This is a genomic window from Scatolibacter rhodanostii (assembly GCF_900197595.1).
In the GTDB taxonomy this organism is placed as follows: domain Bacteria; phylum Bacillota; class Clostridia; order Oscillospirales; family Acutalibacteraceae; genus Scatolibacter; species Scatolibacter rhodanostii.
The window spans coordinates 124123-144632 of sequence record NZ_FZLO01000002.1 but is presented as its reverse complement, the minus strand read 5'-3'; the positions used below and the strand labels follow the sequence as shown (position 1 = coordinate 144632).

Genomic DNA, 20510 nt, shown 5'->3' with positions numbered 1-20510 from the left:
GAAAGGATGGCGGCCATGAGGTGTCTTTTTTGTAAACAAGATAGCTCTAACTCTAAAAGTGTAGAGCATATAATTCCTGAATCATTAGGAAATAAAACTGCAACGCTTCCAAAGGGTGTTGTTTGCGATGACTGCAATAATTATTTTGCACGAAAAGTTGAGAAGCCCTTTCTTGAATCAACTGAAATAAAGGCTTTGAGATTTAGGGAGGCTATTCCAAGCAAAAAGGGCGTGGTTCCCCATCTCAACGGAGTGCTGCCCGATGGTAGCCAGGTAAAAGTTATAAACCCATTTCCGGGATTACCGCTATTTGAACAGAGCAGCAACCCAATTGTAGCCATAGAAACTGAACATTCTAACATCACGAAATTATTGCAAAAAGGCACAATTATTACGCCAGCGTTTGTAGATGAAATGATACCTAAAAACACAATTCCTCTCTCACGCTTTATAGCCAAGATTGCATTAGAATCACTAGCGTTAAGATTTGCCAAGATTGATGGTGGCGTTGACTATTTAATCGACAACTCAGATTTTGACCCAATTCGTGATTATGCTCGCCGTGGTAGTAACAAAGAATGGTCATGCAATATTAGGCGGATATATGAAATCGATAAGCTATGGCAAGGCAATACAGGAGATCCATATCAGACAATACATGAAAGTGATTTTTTGCTAATCCCAGTTGATGAGAACACGGATGTACTGCACGATAATCCTGTAATTGCATATCCCTTTTTTGTTTTTGCCCTATTTGGTCTTGAATTTACAATTTGTATGTCTGACCCTGCTTCAAAAGGACTTGATATATATGGGCGTTGGTTGCAAAAGCACGGAAACATTAGCCCTCTCTATTATGGAAAAAATGAAAACTAACTTTTTTTCAACATCGGGCCAAATTGGCCTGATGTTATTTTTATGCAAACGCTTCCGGGTCGTCCACATCATCATAGTTGAGAATGTCCTCATCCTCGTCTATGGCGGCGGCTTCCGCTTCGGCGCTAACTTCATAAAGGGTATACTGCTCATTGGGGTTGAGCTTTTTCATGCGGCGGCTTCCGCTTCGGCGCTAACTTCATAAAGGGTATACTGCTCATTGGGGTTGAGCTTTTTCATGCGGCGGTTTATCAGCTTTGAAGCGTCAAAAGCGTTGCGCTTGTCGGCTTCGGCTGTACGCCTGTAATTGGGGTGCTTTTTCAAATCATATTTTGGGGAAAGGAAAGGCCGCAATCCTCGTAATTGCAGAATACACTTGTTTCCGTCCATTGTGGTCAGCTCGTCCATTGTCATAAGCTCTTTGCCAAGCCGCTGCATATTCTGTCCGTAGCTTTCCGACTGGCCCCGTGTTCGGCTTTCCGTCTGCATGGAAATGGTTTCTTTCCCCAAAACCTCCGAAAGCTCCTTGATGGTACTATGTTCCCGTCCACCAAGAAAAATCACGCTGTCCATATTGCCCATAATGGTTTCAGCGTGGTCTTTGTATAAGGCTTTAAGTTGGCTCTGTGCCTGTAAAAACAGGCACAGGGAGATTTCACGGGAGCGTATAACGGCAACCAGTTTTTCCAGTTGCGGAACCTGTCCTGTGTTGGCGGCTTCGTCCCATAATACCCGTACATGATGGGGGAGCCTGCCACCGTGTACGGTGTCAGCCCGTTCGCAAAGCAAATTGAACATCTGCGAAAAAGCAAGGGCAACTATGAAGTTATACGTTGTATCCGTGTCGCTGATGATGAAGAAAGTAGCGGTTCTCCTGTCGCCCATGCGGTCTAATTCCATTTCATCATAGCTTGTAATCTCCCGAAGCTCTCCAATATCAAAAGGGGCTAAACGTGCGCCACAGCTAATCAGAATGGCTTTTGTGGTCTTGCCACTGGCGAGCTTGAACTTCTTATACTGCCTTACGGCGAAGTGGCGGGGGTTCCGATTTTCCAAGCCAAGAAACATATAGTCCACGGCGTTCTTGAAATTTTCATCATCTTCCCTCGTTTCCATGCTGTTAATCATATCCACAAGAGTATTGATATTGCGTTCTTCCTCTGGCCCCTCAAAGACGATATATCCAATCAAGGCGCAGTATAAAAGAGTTTCTGATTTCGTCCAGAACGGGTCGCCCTCCTTGCCGTCCCCCTTGGTATTTTCAATTAGAGCATTTACAAACTTCAAAATATCGCTCTCCGTTTTGATGTACGACAAGGGGTTATAGTGCATACTTTGGGAAAAATCTATACTGTTGAACACCTTGATTTTGTAGCCCTGCTTTTGCAGGAATGTACCCACCTGCCCCAAAATGCCGCCCTTTGGGTCAACCACGACAAAGGAAGAATGGGCTTGAAGCAGATTCGGGGTCAGCCAAAACCTTGTTTTACCCGAACCGGACGAACCAATAATACAACAATTCAGATTCCGGGCGTTGGCGGGATTGGCAGGCCGGGTGTTCATGGTAAGAAACTCTGTGCCTGTGAGTATCACGTTGTTGCTGAATTTGGGGTCGATAAAGGGTTTTATGTCCTTTTGCATTCCCCACCGTGCCGAACCATATTCCACATCCCTCCGAAACTTTTCTGCGTTTTTTACCTTATACCATACCACCAACCGACGTATAACGGCCCCGGCAAGGCCAATGAGCCAATCGGACAGCACAAGGCCCGGCGCTATTGTTTCAAACGCCGGGCCTATGGTTTTCACTATGCCAATCAGCTTATTGCCGAAGTCTGCGCCGGGGGCCATTCGGTAGGCTGTGCCGAGCTTCAGGAAAAACCAAAGTGCAAACAAGTACGGAATGTTCGGCAATACATATTTTCTGATTTTATCGTTCATTCCGCACCGCCTCCCGTTTTCGTTCATGCTGGCGGGGCTTGGTGCGCTCCCGGTCTGCAAAGGATTTAATCTGTTCCAGAATAGAGGGGCGGCGGTTCTTGCCCCGGTTCAGTACCAGCTTGCTGTATTCGCCAAAACAGGTGGTAATAGCGTCCGCCTGTCCTGCCTTAAAAAACAGCAGGTACTTGTTCGGCCCTGTCTTGTGGAAAGCATAGTCCACATTGTATTTCCGAGCTACACGGTCAAAGCGCTTTGTATCCCCGGAGAGGTCAAGGCTTTTCGTGGAAGCGCCGTGGTTCATCAGCTTTTTTACGCTCTGCTTTCCTTGAGGGGTCTGTCCCTTTTGGTAGTCCTTTTGGATCTTCCGCACCGCCGCCCCTAAAATCTTCGCCAACGCCCGGCCCGTCAGCTTTGTGGCATTGACGGATAGGGCAACCGTTCGGCGTTCTATATCCTCCTGCATGAAAAAACCTCCTTTCTCACTTCGGGCCAACTTGACCCGAAGTTTTGTGTTCTCCACTTTCTATGCAGAAACAGTGCTCGTAGGTTTATCTTCATAGTCCATAGTTTTTTGGCGTATACTATATCCAAAGGGGTGATTGCTTGAAAATCAAATGGAAAACACTATTAATTTGTATCGCTATTCCACTGATTGTGGGTGGGATTGCGGGCTTTATTTCAAAGGACAGCATGAGGGTGTTTGAAACGCTCAACAAACCGCTATTGTCACCCCCCGGCTGGCTATTCCCTGTGGCATGGACTATCCTCTATATACTCATGGGCATCGCCTCCTATTTAATTGTTACATCAAGTGCGCCGCAAAAAAGTGTTAGCAAAGCCATCAAGTTATACGGAGTACAGCTCTTTTTCAATTTTTTGTGGACGTTTTGGTTTTTCAATTTAGGGCTATATTTTTTCGCATTTGTTTGGCTACTTATTTTATGGCTTTTGATTTTAACTACAATGATTTCATTTGCACATATTTCAAAACCGGCAATGTATTTAATGCTTCCATACCTGTTATGGGTAACTTTTGCGGGATATTTAAATCTTGGCATAGCGCTTCTGAATTAATAAACCATATTGCGATTTTTAAGACTTCGGGCCAACTTGGCCCGAAGTCTTTTATCGTTCCTCAACGTTCCTCATTGGCAGGTTGGGGGCGTTCATGGGCGGCGGTGACGGTTTCGCTTATCAGCTTGCCGTAGCTTTCCAGCGTTTTCTTGATGGATTTTTCCGGTTCTGGGTAAGCGAAAATCTGGTATTTATCCGGCAAATCCTCACGGCGGTTGTAATGCTCGATAAAGCTGTAGCCTGTCCGCACCACATAGCCGCCATCGGTAAAACGCCCGTCCTCGTCCAAGTTCATATCCCGCCCATAGGCTTCATAATCAATATAGTTCTGCAAATGCTCCGGGATTTCCAGCGTACACATTTCTTCAATATAGTACCGGCCCAAATCTTCCTCGTTGTTCACATTTGAATAAAACTCGAAGCAATCCAGATTTTGCGTAAGGTTGATTAGGGCTGGTACACTATTGTATTCCCCGAAGTCCACGGCGGCGGCAAACTTTTCGACTTCCCATTCATCCATATCGTCCAGCAATGCCGCCAAATAGTTTAGCTCGTCAATGCTTTCATTTTCGCCCATGCAGCTACGCAAACCCGGAATGTCGGTAATATAATCGGTAATGAAAATTTCTTCATACCGTACACCGTCTACATGGATTCGCTTCAAAAGGCCCTGCACTTCCTCGGGCGGGGAGCTTCAAATACTCCCCGTCCAAATATCCCTCATTGTACCGCCCAAAATTGGTGATAAAGGCTTCAAGCATTGTCTTTCGCCCGGCCCTGTGTTTTCACGGTCAGAATACCGTCCAGCGTGGTTGCTGTGATATTCAGCCGCCCAGCAATGGCAATGTCGTTTTTCATATCCTCGTCAACCTCATTGCCGCACACCACCAGTACATGGGAGCGGCGCAAGAGGTCACGCCCCATGTCAATGCCGCTTTTGTGTTCCTCCGGGATAGCGGTATTGAGAAATAAGGGCAGATATAGCAGGGGGCAGATGGGCGAAAAGCCCGCTTCATAGACTGCCCTGCAATACTGCGCCGCCTGTTTGGTGTCCGTATCGTGATCGCCGCACCATGCGGCGGTAATATATGCTAATGGTCGTTTCATGGTAAAGCACCTCCGTTTCTCTTGCGTTAAGTAATCAACCTATCCCCTCCCTTTCCACTCATGGAAATGGAGGGGCTCAAAGGAATATATATCCCCGTCGCTTGACTGCCTTAAAGCATACCTGGGAGAAATCCGTCAAGAGTGCGAAGCACCGACTACGGCGGCAGGCTCTTGACTGATTTTCCCGGCTATGCTACCCAATAAGCGGCGACGGGGAATACATTATATCCTTAGAGCTTTGGGGTGCGGGGCAACGCCCCGGAAAAGAAAACTTCAGGACAACTTGGCCCGAAGTGCTTTATTTCTCCTGCTCGGCTTTCTTTTCCGGGGCTGAAATGTCTTTCAGCTTATCCTTGTTTTCCTCAAGCAGCTTCATAATGGTGTCTTTCATTTCCCTTGGGGTCTTTTCCTTCCCGAAATACTGGCCGAGTTCTTGGCTGGATAAAATCACTTTGTCTACCTCCTTTTTTTCTTCGAGCATAATACCGTCAATAACATCCGGGTTTAACAGCTTTTTACCGTCAAGCTCCCGCATACGCTGGGCCTGTGAGAGTGAGGGGGCCGACTGCTGGCCCTCAATAGCGATAGCTATATATCGCTGATTTTTAGGCGTGATGAACGCAAGCTCCACAGCGGGGGTGAACGCTATTTTTTTCTCGTCCACCATTTTCATCAGGTCAGGCACAAGCTCATTGAGCTTGATATACCGCTGTACCTGCTTGATTGTCATTTTGTTGCGCTCGGCTACAACCTCATTGGAACGCTGTCCGTTGCCGGTTCGTGCGCCCTGCTTTTTAATGGCCTCCAACTGCATTTGCAGGGCTTTGGCCCGTTCACTGGGCAGGATATTTTCACGCTGATTGGTGTTGTCCTCTACCATCTGCGTGATGGCTTGTTCGTCCGTCATGTTGCGGACGATACAGGGCATATCCGCATACCCGGCTAATTCGCTGGCTTTCTGGCGGCGGTGGCCCGATACAATTTCATAGCCGCCATCTTCACGGGGCCGAACAATGGCAGGCTGGGTAACGCCCTTATCCTTAACGCTCTCCACCATTGCCGCCATTTCTTCATCATTGCGGACTTGGAACGGGTGGTCTTTGAAAGCGTGAAGCTCGGAAAGATTGAGATAAACAATCTGCTCCTTTTCTTCGGGCCGGGGCGCTTCTCTCGGTTCGGGCGGCTGAACAGGAGCCGGGGGCGGTGTTTCCTGTTTAGGCTGTTCGGCAGATTTTCCCGAAACAGAACCGCCACCGATTCCCGCTGATTGCTTTTGCTTGGCGGTTTTATCCGCTTGGGCGGCTTTGCTCTGTTTTTCCTGTTTTGCAGGGTGGGAGGGCTTCTTGTCCGCTTTGTCGGCGGCTTTTGGCTGGCGGGGTTTGGGCTTGCTGTCAGTCGTTTTCGGCTCATTGCTCTTTGCTTTTTCAGGGCCGGGCTTCTCCGGCTCTGCTTTTTTATCGGCGAGAGCTGATTTTTCCGCTCCTTGTTTTTCGGGAGAAGCGTGTTCCGCTTCCTTTACCACCGCCTGTTTCTCGGAAACAATCTCATTGATTTTGTCAAAAGAAACCACTACATCACCGGGGGCGGGAATATCAAAGGGCGTGGGCGGCTCCAATCCATCATCACCAACTTCAAGCGGGGGTGCGGGAGCCGCTTTTTCTTCTGTCGGGGCCTCTTGGCCCGGTGTGATTTTTACATCTTCGGGATTATTTGGCTCATTATTTGTCATGTGCTTTTCCTCCTAATCTGTTTTATGGCATGAAAAAAAGGCCTGATTTTTCAATCAAGCCCCCATAGGGATTCGCAATCCCCCCTTTCCACTTCGGGCCAACTTGTCCCGAAGTTCCGCTATCCAGACACAGAAATACCGCCCTGCTTGTCCAATGGGGCGGTATTCTGCGTAAGGTGACAGCTCATATTTTATTGTGGTATCCCTTATCCCGCATGAAATAAGGTTTTTTGCAGTTTTCCTAATATGTGTGCCCCGACCGGACCGGTTGGCCCAGTTGTGCCTGTGACACCTATAGGACCAGTTGGTCCGGTATCTCCTGTAGGACCTTGTGCGCCTACGGGTCCAAGTGCTCCTGTAGGACCCGCTGGTCCAGTAGGCCCAGTGGGTCCACCTGGATCTCCTGCGGGTCCGGATGGTCCGGTGGGTCCAGTTGGTCCAGTCATTTCAGATGCGGAAAGTGCTTGCTGCATTTTAGATCTTAAAAGCAATTGATTGTAGGACGCGTTCTGCAAGAGATTTTGAATACTTGCATTAGCGTTGAGAACATCTTCAATAGTTGCGGAAGGGCCAGTCACACCGGATAGTGTGCCTAGGATATATTGTAGTTTTTCTCCTTCGGCGTTAATAATATGGCTTAAACCAAGTTCTTCCATAGCAACAGAAGACAGGATTTGATTAACTGCATCATCCCTGGTTATGTCAGGATTAGCCGGAAAAGATGGTTGTGACAAGGATATCACCTCTCTGATAATTTAAAAGATATAGAGTCTGTTATCTATTATATGTCTAAATGAGTGCAAAGGGACAACATCTATAGTTCTGAGAATATAATCCTACCTTCCTGAACATTTATTTCGCAGGGATTACACACAGAAACAGATGCATAACATGGAAAACATGAACAAGGCATCTGAACAGTAAATTGTTTAAAGGGAGTAGAAGAACCGCAATAAGGGCTGATATTTATTTTTTTGACAATAGGCGATTTATCGCGGCAAGAAACTATAAATTCTAATCCAACACTAGATGAATTTGTGCAGCCGACATTTAGGACCAAACCAATGGTAAACCGGCCAGTACGGGGTACTAAAATTTTAGAGGAATCATCGGGAGCAAGTGAAAAGCGATTCCAAGCGCTACTTTCTTTCCATTGCAAACGTTCGTGACAACAATAGTTTCTTGGAATTATATTGAAACAAGCTATGCTAAATAGGCAACAACCTATTGGTGAACAAGGGGATTGAGAAGGAGGACAAGGTGGAACAGGGGGACAAGGTGGAACAGGAGGACAGGGTGGAGCAGGAGGACAAGGCGGAGCAGGAGGACAGGGTGGAGCAGGAGGACAGGGAGGAACAGGAGGACAGGGAGGGCAAGGTGGAACAGGAGGGCAGGGAGGCGTAGGAGGATTCGGTAAATATGCCAATACCTTATCCATTTTATTTTTCAAAATCATTTGATTTTGAGATACAATTTCTAATAAATTAGTGACACTTTGATTAACCGCTAAAATACTATTTAGATTAGCGGAATCATTACCGCTGGAAGCTTGATCTAAGATATGGTTTATCTTCTCTGCTTCCGCATCGATAATGCGGCTAAGCGCGGCTTCTTCCATGGCAATAGATGCTAAAATCATTTTCAGAGCCTCTTCCTGTGTTAAAGCAGGGTCAGGCTTTGGAAATTCAGGCATGGACATAATAGATACCTCCTCCTCTATTGTATTCTAAAAATAAAGTGAGGTGAGAACGGCAGAGAGTTAAGCATTTTTGTAGTCTAAGTTTTTATAGAGAGGGTATATATAGATACAAATCTGGTGGGTGTTATAGGGTTTATTAATGTAGTCTTATTTTCTATAAAGTAAGAAATCAGACATAACTCTGTAACATTTAAAATTTATAATTAGAAATTAGAAGCGTATTTTTAATATAAACACAGGATAAATAACGAAACTTTTTAGTGATTTTGACAATTGTCCCTTGGATACAGGGCAGAAAATAAATGGCTCACAAAATAATGGATTGAGAAACAATAGGGTATGTTTATGGAATTTTCAAAGAGATTAGCAGCGTTTGGACTCGGCTTGATGATGGTGGGCAGTTCAGCCATTGGTGCAAGTGCAGGTAACAAAGAGTATTCATTTTATTTTAAGGGATTCAATGACACAAAATATTCTCTTTATAAACCCAAAGATGATGATGAATCAAATCACTATTTAACCATTTCAAGTAACAATGTTTCCACAAGTAATGTATTTGGTTATAAAATGCATAGGAGAACTGATGACAACGTTGATTACTATCATACAACAACAAACAATGACAAAAAAACCGTTAGCTATACAGGTAGCGTCAAGAAATATGATAGAATGCGATTAGCCGGTCAGAAAGATGACAAAAGCAAAAATTCAACGGTTACAACAGTAAAAGGTAAATTCTGTCCGTAAGCAAATATCCTAGCAAAAGTCTCAAAGCTATAAAAAAGTAGGCGCTATTTATCGTCTGTACTATAAAATAAAAGTCTTGGTTAGAGCAGAGGATTATCCCTAAAGATTTTTAATAAAAGCTGATAGAGATTCAAGCCTCTATGGTTAAAGCGAAATTCAGTTTCTTTAAGATATAAGTTTAATAAATCTTTAGGGATACCTTTAAATTTTGTCGATCGATGTTTAGCATAACCTCAAAAGCTTTCAATACCATTTATGTGGTTACCATTTCCTTTTGAGAATTCATTTTCACCCTGATTTACACGAAAAAGCTTTTCATAACCTAAATCGGCCAATCCATCATATCCACGCCCGTAGTCTGTGTGAATAACAGACTACGGGCGTGTGTTCTGATAATTCCTTGTAATGCAGTAGCTTTGGCGTTAGGAATAATTTCAGTGTATACTTTTCCGTCACGTTTAAACAACCTAAACACAATGGTTTTTCTTCTTGCACCACGACCTCACTTACCACGAATACGCTTTGGTCCAAAGTAACTTTCATCTGCTTCAAACTCTCCTTTAATAGGAGATGTTTGTGCGCTATATTCAGAGATTCTATATCATATTTTTGCGTATAGCTAATTCACAGCGTTGCGATTTAGCTTAGTCAACTCAGCTGTCTGGACTGCTATCAAATCTAAAGAAAAACTAAAAAAAGAATTGAATAGGTGTAACTCACCCTTTAAAAGAGCAATGGTATTATAAAAGCCAACTCAAATGCAATTTATTAGAACATCTATAAAGAATTAAAAGATATTGACCTCAAAATACAACATCCACAACGGAGATTACAAGCATCTAAAATTCTTTCCCCACTGGCTAAATATGCGTAAAGCTACATAGCCTTTTCTATTGACAAGTTTTTTTTGCAAGTATATAATTTAATTTGAAAAAGTAAATTTATGGAGGGCATATGAAGTATCTAACTATTGCAGGGAAGATATTCAAATCTCAATTTTCATATACAGCGTCAACGGTGATGAGATTATTAGTTTCATTGCTGACTTTTTTTATACAGATAAATTTATGGTCGGCTTTAACTGCAACAGGTAAATCAGAAACAACTATTGAGGATATGATGATTTTTGTAGTTATAAACCTTATTATAACTACTTTCACCTCGGCAAATATTGCCAATGAACTTGAACCTGCCATACGGGATGGTTCAGTTGCCAACTACTTCATAAGACCTGTTTCTTTTAAGTACCATTGCTTTAGTGAAAACCTTGGGAAAAATCTATATAATGTTTTGACAAGTGCTTTACCTGTATTAATTTTAGGTTTCGCTGTTTTTAAGCTTCCCGTACCAAATATAAGTTACTTTCTACTTTTTTTATTATCCCTTTTATTAGGCTGTTTAATAATGCTTGAGCTTACCTATATATTTGGCTTACTTGCCTTTTTTACTCAAAAGACATGGTATATAAGTTGGTACTTAAGAGCTTTTACCACATTGTTTGGGGGCACAGTTGTCCCGTTATGGTTTTATCCTAGAGGGTTAAATGATTTTAGTTATTACTTACCTTTTAGATATATTAGCTTTGAGCCTATCAATTTATATCTACAAAAGACCCAACTACAGGATGTTTGGATCATTATATCAGTGTCTGTGTTTTGGATATTACTTTTAAACCTTATTGGTCTTTGTATATATAAGGTTGTAGAAAAACGTATCACTATAAACGGGGGTTAAGGGGAGGATAAAATGAAAGAGCATATAAAACTATATTTGCTGTTTGCTAAGCAAACTATCCGTGGTGAACTTGTACATAGAGCTTCTTTTATAACCGGTGTTATAGGACAATGGATTTCATACGGCACTACCTTTATTACCCTGTACTTCCTAATAAGTAATTTTGGGGATTTAGGCGGATGGAAGGCTGAAGAAGTAATGTTTCTTTACGCTTTTAACCTTTTATCCTATGCCATTGCAGCATGCGTGTTTTTTACACCATGCATTAATTTACCTACCAAGATACGGACAGGTGAGTTTGATGGGGCTTTGATTAAACCTGTAAACCCGTTTATGCATGAAATATATAACGGTTTTAACTTTGGATATATCGGACACACCATACTCAGCATAATAGTTATAGCGATTACACTGCCTCAAACTGATTACGCCTTTAATATTCAAAATGCCTTTATGTTTTTGATTATGCTGATAAGTTCGGCGCTGATACAAGCTTCTTTGTTAATAGCAGTATCTTCCATAAGCTTTATAACTATAAATGAAAACCCAGTTGGGGATTTAATATTTAGATTCAAGCAGTTTGTAGATTATCCCATAACAATTTACAGTGCATCCATACAGATTATTTTAACGTTTGTACTACCTTTGGCATTTCTTAATTTTTATCCTGTAACAGCGATACTCAGAACACCTTCGTCGCCATATTTGCCTGATTTTGTGCCTTATTTAACTCCGTTAATGGCGGGGTTAATGTTTTTCTTAAGTATAAAGGCTTGGAATAAGGGGTTATCAAAATATCAAAGTTCCGGTTCATAAGGAGGAGAATATGTCTTTTATAAGTGTTAAAAATGTTTCTAAAACATTTAAAATTGCAAAGTCAAAACCGGGTATCCTAGGTAGCTTAAGTTCACTTTTTCATAGAGAGTATGAGTACAAAGAAGCAGTGAAGAATATTAGCTTTGAACTTGAAAAGGGTGAAATAGTAGGATATATAGGGCCTAACGGTGCAGGGAAATCTACTACAATAAAAATGCTTTCAGGCATATTGACGCCAACTGCAGGCAGTATCGAAGTTAATGGGATTATCCCATACAATGAAAGAAAAAGAAATGCAGCAAGGATTGGTGTTGTATTCGGACAGCGCTCTCAGCTTTATTGGGACTTACCTATTGAGGATACATTTGAAGTATATAAGAAGATGTACAAGATTGATGATAATACATACAAAACTAATAAAAAGCTGTTTATTGATGTACTTCAAATGAGTGATTTTATGGATAGGCCTGTAAGACAGCTGAGCCTTGGACAAAAGATGAAAGCTAACTTAGCCTTATCAATGCTTCATGACCCTGATATACTTTATTTAGATGAACCTACTATTGGTCTTGACGTTATGAGCAAAAAGGCATTGAGAGAATGTATTTTAAAGATAAATGCAGAAAAAGAGACCACTATTATTTTAACAACCCATGATATGGATGATATTGAAAGCACCTGTAAACGCCTTATTTTAATTGATGAAGGCGCAAAGTTATATGATGGCGGACTTGATTTATTTAAAGAAGAATATGATGACGGTTACTCTGTAATACTGTCATTTGACGATTTCCCAGTATGGCAAAACCATAGGGGTTATAGTCTTGAATCAAAAGATGAACATACTTGGACTGTATCGGTAAATTCAGATATACTGGCTAAAAATGCCCTTATTGAGCTTATAAGGATGTATGACCCTATTAATGTAGCTGTTAAAGAATCTTCCATTGAACAAATTGTGGGTAATATATTTTCAGAAAATAATAAGACATCGAATCGTCCACAATAAACTGGACAAAAAAGCCTCAAGAAACAACTGAACTCACCAACGCTATTATAGAAATATTTCAGACTAGCCGAAATAATTATGGCACTCGCAAAATTACGAAAGAGCTTGCCGTAAAGAACATTCTTGCATCTAGGCATGATTGCAGCACAGGATTAGCTCAAATATTTGCAATGACAGCTATCAAAGCTATTAATTTTGCTGTTGACCAAGGAATTATTAGAGATGAAAGAAAGTATAGCAGTGAAAATCTTGAAGATATGAAAATCATTTGGTATAAGTTAAAGGATGACGTTAATTTTAATATAAAATGTTCTGCTTTAACTCTCATATACAAATCTTTTTCCACTCTAACATATAAGAGTGGTTTTACCGGTTATACATTAGAGCAAATAGCTATGGCTTTCAGTAAATATAATCCTCTTTCAGATATGCCAAATAATTATGGAAAAGATTGTGCTGATTGGTATCAGGTTATCCACAAGTATAATCATTAAATCCATAAAGTTACCTTTGTTAATATAAGATTCAAGAATTAAGTAGAGATATTGCATTGAAATAAAAAACAGTCTTCAGTAACACTATTGCTGAAGACTGTTTTTATACACAAATGCCGAGCGTAATAATAAATCAAAAAATATACTAAAAAGCAAAAGCACTTAAAAATTCACCTAATCCCATTATCATCACGACTAATATAAAAAGAAAAATAAACCATAAGACAGGAATTAAGCACATCCATTTCTTTCTATGGTAAAGTGTTTTTCCCAACCAGACAGTAACAGGTATAGCTGCTATTAGCCATACGATTAGTGCAACGACTCCAATCATGATAGAAATATCAAGGTCAGCTCCTATTTCAGGACTATCACTTTTACTCCGCCCAGTAAGGCATAAAACAATAAAGCCTATTGCAAATGGTGAAAAAAGAGATATAAGAGTTTGCCATATAAAAGCTAAAATTAATTTTAAATTTTTCATTTTTTCTCCTATCTGTTAGTGCTGAAATTAAGTACTTATAAATTAAAATAGTATATAAAAAAGTGTATCACTAAGCTAGTAAAAAAGCAATGTGACCTGTCAGAACACTATCTGTTGTTAGTAGGGTATGACTGCAACCACTATATTTTCAACGATCTGCACAGAAGACCGTTATCTTAAAATTGTTACCATTGAGGTGACTCACAAGTACTATAAAGGAATTATAACTGAAATGATTTGGAATGAAAATAACAGTTATCAGGTTAGTGTATTGCCAAACGATGAATATAACGAGACAGTCTTATCTTTTTCCGCGGATACCACAATCCCAATAACGGGATTAGATAAAGTAGATGACATAGAAGTTGGTGATACGATAACTGTTATTTATAAGAACGATAATGTTGCTATCGATCTTTCAAACGTACAAATAGTGAGTATCAATGTATCACCTGAAAATTTTCAGACATATATAGGTGAGGTTAAAGAAGTTAGGGATGAAAGTGATAATGGTATGATTAAAACATTTATTATTTCGTCAGCATAAATAAATTTTACCGTATTCTATAATATTATTTGAATCTTAAATAACATTCAAATAATATTAGCACTAAGACCTGAGGTTTCACTCAGGTCTTTTCTTTTGCCCATTCTTAAAATAGAGGAGAAATAAAAAATGACAAACTTAAGCCTAGACTACTTTTATGGCAACAGCGCCGAGCAATACAGTTTCTTTTCCATGCCAAAAGTTTTATTCACCAACCCTGCCTATCGCTTGGTATCAGACACTGCCAAAATCTTATACAGTATCCTCTTAAGCCGTAATTCATTCTCTCAACGCAACAATTGGATTGACAAACAGAATCGGTCATACATTATCTTTACGATAGAAGAGATAAAAGAAACTCTCTGTTGCGGCAATAGGAAGACCGTAAAGGCACTCAATGAGCTTGTGACAGTCGGATAAATTAAAAAATGCAGACGTGGTCAAGAGTTGCCTACGATTATCTACGCCAAGAATTTTTCTGCTGTAGTTGCACAGGATTCATCATTATCTAATCAATAAGAGTGCAATTCAGTCCCCTTGATACTCCATCGGACGAACTAGTTAAAAAGATTCGTTTTTTGTCTTTAATTCGAAATTCAAGGCAAAAAGAATAGAATAAATAAAATTCAATGTTTTATTTAATTTTGTACGGCTGATGTAGTTTAAGAACGAAATAAGGTAGAAATACAGTATAGGTTCTGGTATGCAAGAAAAAAGCTTTGGTAGAACAATCTAATAAGAAAGTTCTGCCAAAGCTTTAAAGTATGGTGGGCGATAACGGACTTGAACCGCTGACCCCCTGCACGTCAAGCAGGTGCTCTAGCCAGCTGAGCTAATCGCCCATAATGCATGAAAACTAACACTAAGTAGTAATCAGCGATATTTATAATATCATAATTTTTCTTTTTCGTCAAGAGTTGTAAAAATAAAATTATAAACTTCTGCAAATTATTGAGCGAAAGAGAAAAATGAAGAATAAAAGGTAGAAGATTAATCTCTGATTTATGATATGGGAAATGGTTGTAGAAAGGGATTTGATTCTGTTATTTTAGATGGATTTATTGACAGTTTATGTCGATTAAATGGATGAATTCAGATGTCTAACAGGTTTTCAAAAGCCAAGATTGCGAGATAGCTGAAGTGGCTTCTATAAATGTAAACATAGAGCATAGGATTGTAACCTGTGTTCTGCCTTGTTATGGTAGTAAGAAGGGAAGTAATATCTCCTAGGTGTCTTTTTAAAATTGCTTTAGCATAAGTTAATACCTTGATGTGGGGGATATAGTTAATGATAAAGCAAAATTTGCATTCATTTTGTTAATCAAAGGTTAATGGCAAACAAAAATTGGTAAAAAATAATTGAATTTAGAATTATTAATTTGCATTTTTTGTTATGATAAAGTGTCAGATATTGTTGAAACCAAGAGAATTAACGTATAAATACAAATTAGTTTAGAATATAGGAATATAATTTTTTTGGAAAAAACTTACAGTAGCAGTGTTTTAAGCATCAAAAAACTGCCTTACTTCGGATAAAACGCTTAGTTGGATTTTATCTGCAATAGAACTAAAGTAAAAGCATATTACTGCTTTAAAGATAATAGTTTGAAAGAATTAGTTTGACTGAATTGCGGCAAAAACAAAAAGATTCAGGAAAACTTTAAAAAAGAAATAGTCAGATGGTGAAAAGATGAAAAAATCTCACAAAATAAAAAGCATGTCTATCCGCAGCATATTTTTTATGATCTTTATGGGCTTGATGATGGCTGGTATTTTTATTACAGGACTGGTAATTTTAACGAATGGGTATGCCTCTATTGAACGTGGAGCTTCGGCTATGTCTGTAGGCATGAATCAAAATATTTCCAAGAAGATTGCAGAGTTCTCACTGATTCCGGCTAGTGTGACTGATGTAACGAGCAGACTAGTGGAAAATGGCTTGATAGATTTAACCAATACCGATGATTTGGAGGGTCTGTTTTTTAGTGCACTGACCACCTATGGCAATGCCTTTTATAGTATTGGTTATGGAACGGTAGACGGAGAATATTATGCGGCCTATCGCGGAGAAGACGAAGAACTGGCTTATGTACAGAACGATAAAAATCTGCCAGGGCAGGCACCCTATTTTCCTTCGGAAGAAAATTGGGTTACCACGGAAGTGATTAAAAACAAGGGAAGTTTTGACCCTAGAGAGCGACTTTGGTATCAAGAAGCTATCAGGGCAAACGCTTTAGTGGTTTCACCAGTATTTGCTGCTTTTTCAAATTTAGGTATTTCTGTGTCGACAGCAGTGCCTGTCTATGACGAAGATGACCAACTCAGAGGCGTATTGGTTGCCCATATGCGCTTGTCTGATTTAAATAGTTCTCTAAGTGATATCGCATCCGCATCAAACGGATATGCTGTCATTATAGAGAAAAACACAGGGTACTTGATTGCTAACTCGGCAAATATTGAAAATGCCCAAGATAACCTTGATGGCACTTTGACGAGAAAAACACTTGAGGATTTGGATAATTCGATTTTTAATCAGTTGCCTAATTATAATGAGTTTTCAGATGGAGATGCTTTTACCATAAAAAGTGAAAACGAAAAATGGTATGTGGATGTACAAGAATATCAGCATAATGGAATTGATTGGATGACAATATCTTTGCTTCCGGAAAGTTATATGGCCGGTGGATTTTCTTCGAACATTTGGATTACGGTAGTAAGTGTTATCGTAGTCGGCATTGCTTCTCTTTTCGTCTATTGGGTTGCTTCAAGAAAGTTATTTGCGCCAATACGCTCTCTTCTAGCTGCTGCTAAGACTTTTTCAGCAGGTGATTTAAAGCAACGTGTTCAAATTATTCGAAATGACGAAGTAGGGTTTATGAGTGAAATTTTTAATAGCCTTGCTGATCAAATTCAGCAGCAAGTGAATAACTTAGAGGAAACCGTCGCAATACGTACGTATGAATTAAATGAAAGCAATACTATGCTTGAGAAACAAAGAAATCAACTGCGTTTGATTCTTAATTCTACAGCAGAGGGTGTTTTTGGGATAGATTTAGAAGGAAAATGCACCTTTTACAATAAGAGCTTTTTAACACTTTTAAGATATAAAGATGAAGAGAGCTTACTGGGAAAAGAGATGCGAGATTTGATTCATCCCAGTAATCATCTAGCTTTGCATAACTTAGACAATTACTTACCTGTCACAGAATATCTGCAGGCTGGTGAGGCAGGACGTCCAGAACAAAATACTCTTTGGCGAGCAGACGGATCTTTTTTTGATATTGAATACCGCATACTGCCACAAATTCGGCATGGCAAAAAAATTGGGTATGTCATTAGTTTCATCGATATTACGGAACGAAAAAAAGCAGAGCAGCAAATTGAATATCTTAGTTTTCATGATTCTTTAACTGGATTATACAACCGCACTTTTTTCGATAAAAAAATGATGGAGATAGATACACCCTTAAATTTACCGATTTCTGTCCTCTATATGGATATGAATGGGTTAAAGCTTTTGAATGACACATTTGGGCATACGGCAGGGGATGAACTGCTGGTTAAAACCGCAAAAATCTTAAAACGTAATTGCAGAGAAAATGACATAGCGGCTCGTGTGGGTGGAGATGAATTTGTAATTTTGTTTCCTTGCACCATAAAGGACGATGCCGTGAAAGTAATGGCAAAGCTAAAAGAAGAACTTGCTTCTCAAAAAATCAAGATGATTCCTTTTAGTATGGCAGCTGGAGTTGCCACCAAGCAAAAGCATTGGCAAAGTTTACAGCAGATATTAGAAAATGCTGAGCATGAAATGTATCATGAAAAAAATGTCTCTTCTAAAAGTTTCTGTAACGCAGCCGTTTCAGATATTATGAAGGCTTTACATGAGAAGAGTGCGAAAGAACGTCAACATTCTGAACAAGTCAGCTTGTTGTGTGAAATGACAGGACGAGCAATGGGACTTTCTGAAACCATAATTCGTCAGTTGAGAGACGCAGGTTGGTTTCATGATATTGGCAAAATCACGCTGGATGACTCGCTGCTTTTTGGGTGTGAACGTGAACAAACAGAAGCAGGAAGGGAATTGGTTCGGCAACATCCCATCGTCGGCTATCGAATTTTAAACTTGTCTCCTGCAACGCTGGATATTGCGGGGGGCGTTTATAGTCACCATGAACGTTGGGATGGACGTGGTTACCCCAAAGGATTGCAGGGAGAAGAGATTCCCCTTATTTCAAGAATTATTTCGGTGTCAGAAAATTATGAAAGGGCGTTAAACCTTAGCGGAGACACAGAAGAAGGTAGAAAGCAGGCACTGCAAGTTATTGCCGAGGGTTCGGGTAAGCAATTTGACCCCGATATAGCAAGCTTTTTTATTAAAATGATGAAGAACAATAAACAATAACAAATAGTTTGAGGATGTTAGAAGTTGAGGAGGGAGAAAATGGACGCTAGTACCTATAAAGGAACAAATGTAAACGATATTATAAAAAAGCTACCGCTTGATCAATTTACACATATCTGCAACGTTAAACAATTGGTTAGTACGTTGAGTGACTTGTTAGACTCTTCTGCACAATATTTACAAGAAGCAACACCTGAGGAAGTTAAGCTATTTGGAATGGCAGCTTTTTACCACGATATTGGAAAGGTCTGTGTTCCACCTGAAATTCTATCCAAACCAGGAAAACTTACTTTACAGGAGTATCGGATTATTCAGAGCCATACGAGATTTGCGGATAAGCTTTTTGTGCATATCCGTGCAGGTGATATAACGGGTATGACAGAAGAGTTAATTCCTTTGGCTCATGATTCTTCGGTTTATCATCACGAGTGGTGGAATGGGAAAGGGTATCCCTATGGAATAAGCGGTAAGGATATTCCACTGGTGGCAAGAGTAACCTCTATCTGTGATGCTTATGATGCCATGGTTAATAACCGCAGCTACCGTTTGGCGCATTCACATGACTATGCGTGTGAGGAGATTAAGAAAGGTGCAGGCACTCAATTTGAAAAGGGGTTAGTGGATATATTTTTAAAGTATGAGCATAAGTTTAATGATTTGGTTTTGCCAAAAGCAAGTGTTATAGAATAAAAAGTGGAAAGATACATTTATGCGAAAATAAAATATAACAAAAAACTTAATTCTTTATGTTGAATTTGTTAAAAGGCTTTCTTTTTAGTACTTGTTTGTTATAATACCAGTATAAACAGCGTATAAAAAATAGAAAGCTAAAAATAAAGCTGTTATTGATGATTGGTCTTATGTTTAGATAGATTAAAAATAGAATTTAATTTGTAAAGGAGCCTGACGAATGCAAGATAAAAATTTTCGTTCTATTTTATGTATGATAGCCGGTGCCGTATTGGTGCTATTTCCTTACTCTGCCCTTAAATGGTTGATGGTGGTTCTTGGTATACTTGTTTTGATTTATGGAGTGTCTTGTATCAATAATAAAATGGGCACACAGCAAACAGAAGGCATTATTTCTATTGTAATTGCGTTGGTGCTGATTATTTTACCGCAATTTATTTTAGGCTTGCTGCCCACGTTGCTTGGTATCCTTATTCTTATGTATGGGATTACAGAAATTCAAAAGGCCTTTGAGAAAAAGAAGATAGGATATTCTCGTTGGGTAGTAGATCTGATTATTGCCGTGTTCATCGTTATTCTGGGAGTATCCTTAATTACCAATCCGTTTGGTTTGATTAAGCTGTTGGTAAAAATAGTAGGTGTATTGGTTATTTATGAAGGACTTTCGCCGATGATTCGGCAGAATAAAAATTTCTAAAATTTAAACAAGATTGCGCAGAACAGCAAATAAAATGCCGATGACGATAAGTGTCAGCAAAAATAGCTGTTCTGCTTTTCTTTGCAATATTTTGCCCGTTTTTACATAGCGGCAGCTTGCAATAATGGTGAAAATAGCGGTGATGGGTAGCGCAAAAAACATAAATTGGTTTTGTGAAAAAGCAGATAAGAAGTTTCCTTGCTTTAGATAACCCATCATGCGTACAGTGCCGCAGCTAGGGCAGTCAAGATGAGTAAGTGATTTTATCCAACAAGGGATTTCTAACTGAATTACAAGAATAAATAAGAAAATACCTAAAAGCCAGAAAACAGCTACATGTGCAAATCTTTTTTTGCGTAATGACATCATAAAACCTCACTGCTTTTATTACAGCTGATTGTTCCTTAGACTACATGAGGAGCCAGCTGTTTTCTATTATAAGGGATTTATAGAAGCAGAAC

Annotated in this window: 23 protein-coding genes and 1 tRNA gene; 12 read left to right on the top strand and 12 right to left on the bottom strand. The window is 39.9% G+C overall.

Annotated features, from left to right (window positions below; translation table 11 throughout):
• The first annotated feature begins 15 nt into the window (after positions 1 to 15).
• Positions 16 to 876 (top strand): HNH endonuclease, encoded by an 861-nt coding sequence (locus CS931_RS05250; protein ID WP_159459743.1) that lies wholly within the window; start codon positions 16 to 18, stop codon positions 874 to 876.
• Between the two features lie 40 nt (positions 877 to 916).
• On the opposite strand, the gene CS931_RS13135 is transcribed toward CS931_RS05250, so the two are convergent.
• The 3 genes from CS931_RS13135 to CS931_RS05240 are packed head-to-tail and all read right to left on the bottom strand — an operon-like array spanning position 917 to position 3280.
• Positions 917 to 1048 (bottom strand): hypothetical protein, encoded by a 132-nt coding sequence (locus tag CS931_RS13135; protein ID WP_442467197.1) that lies wholly within the window; start codon positions 1046 to 1048, stop codon positions 917 to 919.
• Positions 1045 to 2817, bottom strand: a complete 1773-nt coding sequence (locus CS931_RS05245) for a VirD4-like conjugal transfer protein, CD1115 family (RefSeq protein ID WP_442467196.1) — start codon at positions 2815 to 2817, stop codon at positions 1045 to 1047. The genes CS931_RS13135 and CS931_RS05245 overlap by 4 nt, the downstream gene beginning before the upstream one ends.
• Positions 2807 to 3280 carry a PcfB family protein gene (locus CS931_RS05240; protein ID WP_099204729.1) on the bottom strand — a complete coding sequence of 158 codons (474 nt, stop codon included), beginning with the start codon at positions 3278 to 3280 and terminating at the stop codon, positions 2807 to 2809. Before CS931_RS05240 ends, CS931_RS05245 begins: the two co-directional genes overlap by 11 nt.
• A 140-nt stretch (positions 3281 to 3420) precedes the next feature.
• On the opposite strand from CS931_RS05240, the gene CS931_RS05235 reads away from it, so the two are divergent.
• Positions 3421 to 3891: a TspO/MBR family protein gene (locus CS931_RS05235; RefSeq protein ID WP_099204728.1), complete on the top strand. Its 471-nt coding sequence runs from the start codon at positions 3421 to 3423 to the stop codon at positions 3889 to 3891.
• Positions 3892 to 3952: 61 nt separating this feature from the next.
• Here CS931_RS05235 and CS931_RS05230 read toward each other — a convergent pair whose 3' ends face one another.
• From CS931_RS05230 to CS931_RS12635, 5 genes are all read right to left on the bottom strand, one after another.
• Positions 3953 to 4555: an antirestriction protein ArdA gene (locus CS931_RS05230; protein ID WP_442467195.1), complete on the bottom strand. Its 603-nt coding sequence runs from the start codon at positions 4553 to 4555 to the stop codon at positions 3953 to 3955.
• A gap of 89 nt (positions 4556 to 4644) precedes the next feature.
• Positions 4645 to 4998, bottom strand: a complete 354-nt coding sequence (locus tag CS931_RS05225) for a DUF7768 domain-containing protein (RefSeq protein WP_099204727.1) — start codon at positions 4996 to 4998, stop codon at positions 4645 to 4647.
• Between the two features lie 298 nt (positions 4999 to 5296).
• Positions 5297 to 6727 (bottom strand): ParB/RepB/Spo0J family partition protein, encoded by a 1431-nt coding sequence (locus tag CS931_RS05220; protein WP_099204726.1) that lies wholly within the window; start codon positions 6725 to 6727, stop codon positions 5297 to 5299.
• A gap of 206 nt (positions 6728 to 6933) precedes the next feature.
• Entirely contained in the window at positions 6934 to 7461 is a 528-nt protein-coding gene (locus CS931_RS13055; RefSeq protein ID WP_143826231.1) for an alpha-helical endospore appendage domain-containing protein, read from the bottom strand.
• Positions 7462 to 7541: 80 nt separating this feature from the next.
• On the bottom strand, positions 7542 to 8426 hold the full coding sequence (locus tag CS931_RS12635; protein ID WP_159459742.1) for an alpha-helical endospore appendage domain-containing protein: 885 nt from the start codon (positions 8424 to 8426) through the stop codon (positions 7542 to 7544).
• A gap of 345 nt (positions 8427 to 8771) precedes the next feature.
• Between CS931_RS12635 and CS931_RS05205 the strand changes: the two genes are divergently transcribed.
• Positions 8772 to 9173, top strand: coding sequence for a hypothetical protein (locus tag CS931_RS05205; protein ID WP_099204724.1), 402 nt, complete (start codon positions 8772 to 8774; stop codon positions 9171 to 9173).
• Positions 9174 to 9495: 322 nt separating this feature from the next.
• On the opposite strand, the gene CS931_RS12630 is transcribed toward CS931_RS05205, so the two are convergent.
• Positions 9496 to 9648, bottom strand: a complete 153-nt coding sequence (locus CS931_RS12630) for a hypothetical protein (protein WP_159459741.1) — start codon at positions 9646 to 9648, stop codon at positions 9496 to 9498.
• Between the two features lie 479 nt (positions 9649 to 10127).
• Between CS931_RS12630 and CS931_RS05200 the strand changes: the two genes are divergently transcribed.
• The 4 genes from CS931_RS05200 to CS931_RS05185 all read left to right on the top strand — a co-directional run bounded on the left by CS931_RS05200 (position 10128) and on the right by CS931_RS05185 (position 13226).
• On the top strand, positions 10128 to 10907 hold the full coding sequence (locus CS931_RS05200) for an ABC transporter permease (RefSeq protein WP_099204723.1): 780 nt from the start codon (positions 10128 to 10130) through the stop codon (positions 10905 to 10907).
• A gap of 12 nt (positions 10908 to 10919) precedes the next feature.
• On the top strand, positions 10920 to 11723 hold the full coding sequence (locus tag CS931_RS05195; protein WP_099204722.1) for an ABC transporter permease: 804 nt from the start codon (positions 10920 to 10922) through the stop codon (positions 11721 to 11723).
• A 10-nt stretch (positions 11724 to 11733) separates the two neighbouring features.
• Positions 11734 to 12732 (top strand): ABC transporter ATP-binding protein, encoded by a 999-nt coding sequence (locus CS931_RS05190; RefSeq protein ID WP_099204721.1) that lies wholly within the window; start codon positions 11734 to 11736, stop codon positions 12730 to 12732.
• 170 nt (positions 12733 to 12902) lie between these two features.
• On the top strand, positions 12903 to 13226 hold the full coding sequence (locus tag CS931_RS05185) for a hypothetical protein (protein ID WP_099204720.1): 324 nt from the start codon (positions 12903 to 12905) through the stop codon (positions 13224 to 13226).
• Between the two features lie 145 nt (positions 13227 to 13371).
• On the opposite strand, the gene CS931_RS05180 is transcribed toward CS931_RS05185, so the two are convergent.
• A complete protein-coding gene (locus tag CS931_RS05180; protein WP_099204719.1) occupies positions 13372 to 13710 on the bottom strand; it encodes a hypothetical protein in 339 nt (112 codons plus the stop codon).
• 127 nt (positions 13711 to 13837) lie between these two features.
• Here CS931_RS05180 and CS931_RS05175 point away from each other — a divergent pair, with 127 nt between their 5' ends.
• The gene (locus CS931_RS05175; protein WP_099204718.1) at positions 13838 to 14257 is read left to right on the top strand and encodes a hypothetical protein; all 420 of its coding nucleotides are present in this window, start codon (positions 13838 to 13840) and stop codon (positions 14255 to 14257) included.
• Between the two features lie 129 nt (positions 14258 to 14386).
• Positions 14387 to 14677 (top strand): replication initiator protein A, encoded by a 291-nt coding sequence (locus CS931_RS05170; RefSeq protein WP_099204717.1) that lies wholly within the window; start codon positions 14387 to 14389, stop codon positions 14675 to 14677.
• Positions 14678 to 15022: 345 nt separating this feature from the next.
• Here CS931_RS05170 and CS931_RS05165 read toward each other — a convergent pair.
• Positions 15023 to 15099: transfer RNA gene (locus CS931_RS05165), tRNA-Val, on the bottom strand.
• A gap of 848 nt (positions 15100 to 15947) precedes the next feature.
• Between CS931_RS05165 and CS931_RS05160 the strand changes: the two genes are divergently transcribed.
• The 3 genes from CS931_RS05160 (at position 15948) to CS931_RS05150 (ending at position 20049) form a co-directional block, all read left to right on the top strand.
• On the top strand, positions 15948 to 18662 hold the full coding sequence (locus CS931_RS05160) for a diguanylate cyclase (protein ID WP_099204716.1): 2715 nt from the start codon (positions 15948 to 15950) through the stop codon (positions 18660 to 18662).
• Positions 18663 to 18701: 39 nt separating this feature from the next.
• Positions 18702 to 19352 (top strand): HD-GYP domain-containing protein, encoded by a 651-nt coding sequence (locus tag CS931_RS05155; RefSeq protein WP_099204715.1) that lies wholly within the window; start codon positions 18702 to 18704, stop codon positions 19350 to 19352.
• Between the two features lie 220 nt (positions 19353 to 19572).
• Positions 19573 to 20049 carry an HdeD family acid-resistance protein gene (locus CS931_RS05150; RefSeq protein ID WP_099204714.1) on the top strand — a complete coding sequence of 159 codons (477 nt, stop codon included), beginning with the start codon at positions 19573 to 19575 and terminating at the stop codon, positions 20047 to 20049.
• A 3-nt stretch (positions 20050 to 20052) separates the two neighbouring features.
• Here CS931_RS05150 and CS931_RS05145 read toward each other — a convergent pair whose 3' ends face one another.
• A complete protein-coding gene (locus tag CS931_RS05145) occupies positions 20053 to 20418 on the bottom strand; it encodes a DUF2752 domain-containing protein (protein ID WP_099204713.1) in 366 nt (121 codons plus the stop codon).
• Positions 20419 to 20510 lie beyond the last annotated feature (92 nt).